This window comes from Marinobacter sp. (assembly GCF_052094685.1).
Taxonomy (GTDB): domain Bacteria; phylum Pseudomonadota; class Gammaproteobacteria; order Pseudomonadales; family Oleiphilaceae; genus Marinobacter.
The window spans coordinates 1-7,056 of the sequence record NZ_JBQDKB010000140.1; the positions used below are offsets into that span (position 1 = coordinate 1).

Genomic DNA, 7,056 nt, shown 5'->3' on the forward strand with positions numbered 1-7,056 from the left:
ACCAGGCGTACGATGTATTTCTCGTCCCCAAAGCCATCTTCAGCGATCTGTCGCAGCTGAGCCTGAGTGTACTTGGGCGGGGGCGGCTTGCCGTTTGCTATGATCGCCGCACGAGCGTCGCTCAGATACGCTTTGGCCTGGTCAAAAGAGGTTGGTAGTACCTTCTTTGGTCTTTTGAGCCGCTGGACAGGAAGCTCCGGGTCGACCCCCTCGCCGCGGGGTGGGGCGTTATCTTCAAAGTGATTGTTATTATTCAGATCCCTGTCTCGCCATACCCGACGCAGCCCTTGTAGCTTGAGCGCATCCGCAAAGCGGCCGAAGGCAGGGCCAAGTCCTGCTAAAACGCGGGTATGCCGAACCTTGCTAGAGGCTTGCGCGACATTGCCCACACCCAGTGTTGTGGCGGCCAATACGGCAGCCAGCACCAACTCAAACGCCACGGCTCCTGCCAAGTAGGTGTATTCTGTATGGTGCTGAACAGCTGCGTAGCTGGCAGTAAACTCTTTGAGGGCAGCGCTGAGTTGATCGTCTTTTATGACCAGGCTGGCTACCTCGTAGGCTTTTGCAATATCCTCCCTGCTGATATCCGAAGGCGAAAAACCTATAGCCCGCACCCAGTGTTCATGGCGCTTTTCATCATATTGGCGGTTAAACGCTTCAAACCAGCTGTCGCCAGAGTTGTCTTTGTTTGCGGCCCAGGCCGACTGCAGGCTATCCCGCAGTGTTAGGACTGGCGAAGTCAGATTGCTTACTCCGACAACAAAGTCGTATAGGTCAATGCCGGCATCGTAGGCCCCTTGAAAAAGTGCGCCCGCACTGACCGCCGGTTTCTGAAACCAGAGCAATGCCTGGTATTCCTGTTCTCTGGTCTGTGTTTCCCTGCGTTCGGCCTCAAGCAGCCGATCAAGCCCGGCGATAATTGCCTTGCGCTCATGGTTTACTGTGTCATCACTGGCATTGGAGCCCAGCCGAACAGTTGCGAAACGACCATTCAGGCCCTCTACAGTTGCAGCTCCCTGATGATCCAGCGTTCCCCTTACGCTGTCATGGTCGGTACCCACCTGAAAGGGTAAGCCGGCCACACCTGTGCCATCTGGCCAACGGTAGCTAATCGTCAGGTTGTTAGGCCCTTTCTCGGGTACCACCTCTGCGACAGGTTCCGGGGCAGTGTAATACTCGGCATTTGCAGGTGCATAAAGCGAATCGGATTTTACTGCCGTAGCTGTGCCGCTCAAGCCTGAAGACCAGGGCGCCTGCAGCCGTCTCCGAAGTGTTTGAGGTAGGTCGGTACGAAGGTTCTGTGGCGTAGCATTACGGCCCGTAAACAGCCCGAACGAGGAGTAACTTTGTTGCGCCAGCACCAAATGGCCATTTTGCAAAGCCTCCAGCATTGCCTGCTGCTCGTTGTTTGAGGCTTTCGCAAGATCCCGTAGACCGCTATCCGGCGCAGGCTCTATATGAGCGCCCTGATAACCACGTGAGAAGTAATCCTGCGCAATGGACACAGCTTCAAATGGGTGCAGTAGTGATGGCAGTATGCTTTCGGTGAAGCCGTAGCCACCGGTAACGTATAGTTGGTAGGACACAATTCCGTTTCCTTGTCCGCAGATCTATCCTTGTGCTCTCCTGAGCAGGCCGAAACAATACTCCCGGTGGGTCAGGAAAAGCAACTCCCACCCCCCCCTTTAAAAACCACATACTTAAAATGAGAACCGGAACCGTAATGGACTTGAGTGGATCACTACACATATTCTATTCGGGACGAAGGGTTCGCAGGTTCGAACCCTGACCCATTCAATCTACTGACTACTGGCCTTTAAACCGACAGATGCCGCCTGAACAGCGCTAACGCGGCACTGAAAAACACAACACCTATGCCCACCAGCGCTAGCATTTGCGGCCATATCACTTCCAACCCTGCGCCACGGTAGAGGATGGCTTGCGCCATGCTGACGAAGTGGGTGGTGGGCGCAGCCAGCATGATATTCTGCACCAGGTCTGGCATGCTTTCCCGCGGGGTTATACCGCCGGAGAGCAGCTGCAGGGGAATGATGGTGAGTATCAGCAACAGACCGAACTGGGGCATGGTACGCGCTACAGTGCCAATCAGAATGCCAATGGCGGTGGTAGAAAACAGGTGAATTAGCGCACCGAAGAAAAACAGCAACAACGAGCCTTGTATGGGCACCGCAAGCACTTTCTGGATAATCACCATCACTGAAAAAATGGCGGCCAGCATCACAACAAGGCCGTTGGCCCACACTTTTGCAGCCATGATTTCAAAGGGCCGAATGGGCATCACCATCAGGTGTTCCACCGTGCCGTGTTCGCGCTCACGAATCAGCGCAGCACCAGACAGAATAATGCTGATCATAGTGATCATAGTGATCAGTTCCATCACCCCGCCAAACCAGGTGCCCTCCAGATTCGGGTTAAAGCTCGCATGAACCACCAGATTGATCGGCAAGGCCGGGCTGTTACTGTCACTGCGCAGGAATTCAGCAACTTCCATTGTGACCATTTGCTCAATGTAACGGGAGCCGATAAAGGCCTGGGTCATTCTTGTGGCGTCGATATTAAGCTGAATGCTGGTTACGCGGCCGGTGCGCATGTCGCGCTCAAAGCCCTCGGGAATAACCAGTGCGAAGGTGTGGCTGCCGCTGTCCAGCACGGTATCTATCTGGCCAAAGCTGATGTGATCGGGTTCTAGGAACCAGGGCTGCTGCAAAGAATCGATAATATGGCCAGATAGTGCGGTCTGGTCTTCATCCACCACTGCCACAGGCGTGTTGTTCAGCTCCATGGAACCGGCAGAACCAGCGGTATAGACCATCAAGGTAAACGCCAGTACGACAAACACCAGCAGCACCTTATCGCTCCAGATGCTGCGCAGTTCTTTCATTCCCAGATTCCAGATATTGATGATTGATTCCATCATCATCGCCCCTGTTTACGAAGTAGGAACACAGACATCAACGTAAGCACCGGAATAAACGCCGCCAGAACCAGGAAAGAGTGCTGCAGATCAGCAAACGTCAGCCCCTTGGTAAACACGCCACGGCTGATCTGCAGAAACCAAGTGGCTGGCCAGAACTGGCCGATCACCGCACCGGCACCCTCCAGTGATGATACAGGCTCTGTCATGCCGGAGAACTGTATGGTGGGCAGTATGGTGACGATGGCAGTGGCTGCCAGCGCGGCAACCTGAGTAGAAGCAAAGGCCGAGATTACTTGGCCCAAACCGGTTGTGGCCGTTACGAACAGCAGAGCACCTAGAGTCAGGGTTAGCACGCCGCCTTTCACGGGCACATCAAACAGAAAGATCGCCAGCAGCACCAGACTGACATAGCTCAACATGCTGAACCCGATGTAGGGCAGCTGTTTACCCAGCAAGAACTCGAGCCGGTTCACTGGCGTTACATACAAATTGGTGATCGAGCCCAGCTCTTTCTCGCGCACAATACCCAGCGCCATGAGGATAGCCGGAATGAACACCAACAAAATCGGGATAACCGCCGGTACCATAGCGTCGAGGCTCCGGAAGTCCTGATTATACCGATAGCGGGATTCGATGGTTACCAGGCTCAGCGCTGGCACGGCGCCATAGGTGCGAAGCGCCAGATCTTTCAGATAGCTGAAGTGCAGCCCCTGGATGTATCCCTGAATGGTTTCGCCCCGAAACGGCATGGCGCCATCTACCCACACGGCGATATCAGCGGGCCGGCCGCGCTTGAGATCCTTACCGAAGCCCGGCGGTATGGCCAGCGCCAAACTGAGCTCGCCGGACTGCATTCGCCGTTCCAGCTCTTCCACATTGGATAACGCGGGTTGCTCAATGAAATACCGGGAGCCGGACACAGCGGTTATGTAATCGCGGCTTTGGGGGCTCTGGTCCTGATCCAGAACCGCAAACGGCAAATCTTCCACATCCAGAGTAATGCCATAGCCCAGAATCATCATCAGCAAGGCCGAGCCGATAAAGGCAAATGACATACGGATAGGATCGCGCAGCAGCTCGCGGGTTTCGCGGCGGGCGTATGCCAGCAACCTTTGCCAACTGAAACGTCGGTGGCGAGGTGGCTGAGAGCTGCTACCCGAGTCCAGAACCTTACCGTTGCCCTGGCTTGCGATCGGATCGACGGCGGCCTCGAGCGTTTGCATGAAGGCGCCTTCCAGATTCTCGGTCCCGGCCTGCTGAATTAGAGCGGTAGGGGTATCACACGCCAGCACTTCACCGGCGTGCATCAAAGAAATCCGGTCGCAACGTTCGCCTTCATTCATAAAGTGTGTGGAGATGAAGATAGTCACGCCGTCTTCGCGGGATAACCGCAGCAGCAGGCGCCAGAAATTGTTGCGCGCACCCGGATCCACGCCTGAGGTAGGCTCGTCCAGAATCAACAACTCCGGTGAGTGCACTACCGCCACTGCCAATGACAACCTCTGGCGCACACCCAGCGGCAGATCACCGGCAAGTTCGTCTAAAACATCGGCCAAATCGAACTCTTCGACCAGCTCATCCATCCTTGGCTGAATACGTTCTGGCGCAAGATGGAACAACTTGGCGTGCAGTACCAGATTCTGACGCACCGTCAGCTCGCTGTAGAGCGAGAACGACTGGGACATATAGCCCACGCGCTGGCGCGTGCTCAGATCGCGGGAATCCAGAGGCGCACCAAACAGGAAAACCTCACCCTCGGAAGGCGTTAGCAGGCCCGTCAGCATTTTCATGGTGGTGGTTTTGCCACAACCATTGGAACCCAGAAAACCGAAAATCTCACCCTTGGGAATGGTGAAGCTGACGTCTTTCACTGCCGTGAAATCGCCGAAGCGCAACGTGAGATTATGGGCTTCAATAGCCGGGACATCGTCGGCTGAATCCACAGCCGGCGCTGCGGTTCTTGGGTCTATACCGGAGGTTCCCTGGCGGTCATCCGGCAACAGAGCAATAAAGGCCTCGTCGAGGGTTTCTGTGCCGGTTTTCCGCCTGAGCTCCAGTGGTGAGCCGGTGTCCAGTATAGCTGCGCCGTCCATGGCAACCAGCCAATCAAAGCGCTCGGCCTCTTCCATATAGGCGGTTGCCACCAGCACGCTCATAGTGGGTTGCTGAGCGCGGATAGAATCGATCAGATCCCAGAATTGTTTACGCGCAAGCGGGTCTACGCCAGTAGTCGGCTCGTCCAGAATCAATAACTCCGGATTGTGGATCAGTGCACAACACAGGCCCAGCTTCTGCTTCATACCGCCGGAGAGCTTACCGGCGGGCCGGTCGCGGAACTCCAACAGGCCGGTAGCCGACAACAGACGGTCGATTTGGCCGGAGCGGGTTTTTCCACGCAGGCCAAACAAGTCGGCAAAAAAACCGATATTCTCATCAACCGTTAGGGTGTGGTAAAGGTTGCCGCCAAGGCCCTGAGGCATATAGGCAATGCGTGGCGCAGCCTTGCTACGAAAACGCGAGTCGGCCATGTCGCCACCCAGTACCTGTAAACGGCCTTGCGGCAATTGGCGGGCGCCGGCTACCAGACCCATCAGCGTAGACTTACCTACCCCATCGGGGCCAATAAGGCCCACCATGCAGCCAGCGGGCAAATCAAGGCTGACGTTTTGCAGGGCGGTACGGCTGCCGTAGTGGTGGCTTATTGATTCCAGCCGGGCAACCGGTTTTGTCCCCTTGGCATCTGCGCTACGCTTATCAACCATTGGGCAGGTTCACTTGCAGATGTTCCGGCCAAGGCTGGCTCTCATCTACACGTACATAGGCATCACCCGGCACACCGGTTTTCACCCGGTCGCGGTAGGCTTCGAGCAGCTCTGCATTGATGCGTATGCGCACCCGGAACATCAGCTTCTCGCGTTCGCTGCGAGTTTCTACCGCCTTGGGCGTGAATTGGGCCTCTGCTGCCACAAAACTAACCTCAGCCGGCACCACGTAATCGGGCAAAGCGTCCAGAATAATGCGTGCTTCGGAGCCAACCCGCACCTTGCCAGCTTGGGCGGTGGGTAGAAAAATGGTGAGGTATACATCCGTAACATCGATAACCGTTGCAACCTTGCCTCCGGCCGCCAACACCTCACCGGGTTCGGCCAGTCGATAAAGTACACGCCCACCAATCGGACTGATAAGGTGGCTGTCGTCAATGGTGGTTTGAACCTTACGAATACTGGCTCTCGCAGCTTCAATACCGGCTCCGGCAGAGGCTACTTGAACCTTTGATGCCCGCAACGCAGCTTCACCGGTTTCTGCGGTGGTGCGGGCACGGTCAAGCTGCTCACGGGAGACATGGCCTTTGTCGACCAAAGATTCCATCCGGCTTAATTCGGCCCGGGCAAGGCGGAGTTCGCTTTCACGCTGAATCACCACGGCTTCGGCCAGATTCTGCGCTTGCATTGCCTGATTCAGGTTGGCCTGTGCCGCAGCCATGGTCGCCTGCAGTTCGTCGGTGTCCATTTCGGCCACCGCACTGCCAGCGTCAATCAGGTCACCCTCGGCCACAAAAAAGCTCTGCAGCCGCCCCGGTATACGGGTCGCAATGTCTACCTGAGTAGCCTCTATGCGGCCATTTCCGGAGGCAATGTGTTCTGGAAGCTCCCCGTTATCTGGCAGAAACTGCCAGGCAACTATGGCGATCGCAGCGATAACCGCAAGAGTGATGAGAAGCTTCTGGCGAACTTTGGAGTTTGAACCGGACATTGTTCTTCCCTGGTGCAGGCGTGAGTTATTACAATCAAGATTAGGTTGCTATTAGTATAACAAAAGATTTCTGAGTCGAACTGACGCGCGTCAAAAAGTGTAAGGTCCCCTTTCAAGTCTGCGGCCTAGGCTATATCTCCAGAATGTGCCGCCCTGAGGGAACAGTTGAATAACTTGGTGGCCTACATCAACGATGATGACCTGTGTGATGCTGAACCAACAACGACTCAATAGGCAAAATCGAGAAAAACGAAACAATCACCCGCTTGATCAACCCAGCCCCCGAATTGTGACTCAACTATACTCACGCCGCTAGCAGCCTGTCGGACTTAACCAAGCAGTATCGACATGAGATAATCGGGGCA

4 protein-coding genes are annotated in these 7,056 nt (G+C 55.5%); all 4 read right to left on the bottom strand.

Going from position 1 to position 7,056, the window contains the following annotated elements:
- Positions 1–1,586 (bottom strand): hypothetical protein (locus ACTH3S_RS17390; RefSeq protein WP_441810274.1); only part of this gene is annotated, 1,586 nt, incomplete at its 3' end.
- Between the two features lie 230 nt (positions 1,587–1,816).
- On the bottom strand, positions 1,817–2,935 hold the full coding sequence (locus tag ACTH3S_RS17395; RefSeq protein WP_441810275.1) for an ABC transporter permease: 1,119 nt from the start codon (positions 2,933–2,935) through the stop codon (positions 1,817–1,819).
- A 2-nt stretch (positions 2,936–2,937) separates the two neighbouring features.
- The gene (rbbA, locus tag ACTH3S_RS17400; RefSeq protein ID WP_441810276.1) at positions 2,938–5,700 is read right to left on the bottom strand and encodes a ribosome-associated ATPase/putative transporter RbbA; all 2,763 of its coding nucleotides are present in this window, start codon (positions 5,698–5,700) and stop codon (positions 2,938–2,940) included.
- Positions 5,693–6,691 (bottom strand): HlyD family secretion protein, encoded by a 999-nt coding sequence (locus tag ACTH3S_RS17405; RefSeq protein ID WP_441810277.1) that lies wholly within the window; start codon positions 6,689–6,691, stop codon positions 5,693–5,695. The genes rbbA and ACTH3S_RS17405 overlap by 8 nt, the downstream gene beginning before the upstream one ends.
- Positions 6,692–7,056 lie beyond the last annotated feature (365 nt).

Coding starts and splice junctions, on each gene's coding strand:
- ACTH3S_RS17405 (WP_441810277.1), bottom strand. CDS start 6,691: ATGTCCGGTTCAAACTCCAAAGTTCGCCAGAAGCTTCTCATCACTCTT.
- rbbA (WP_441810276.1), bottom strand. CDS start 5,700: ATGGTTGATAAGCGTAGCGCAGATGCCAAGGGGACAAAACCGGTTGCC.
- ACTH3S_RS17395 (WP_441810275.1), bottom strand. CDS start 2,935: ATGGAATCAATCATCAATATCTGGAATCTGGGAATGAAAGAACTGCGC.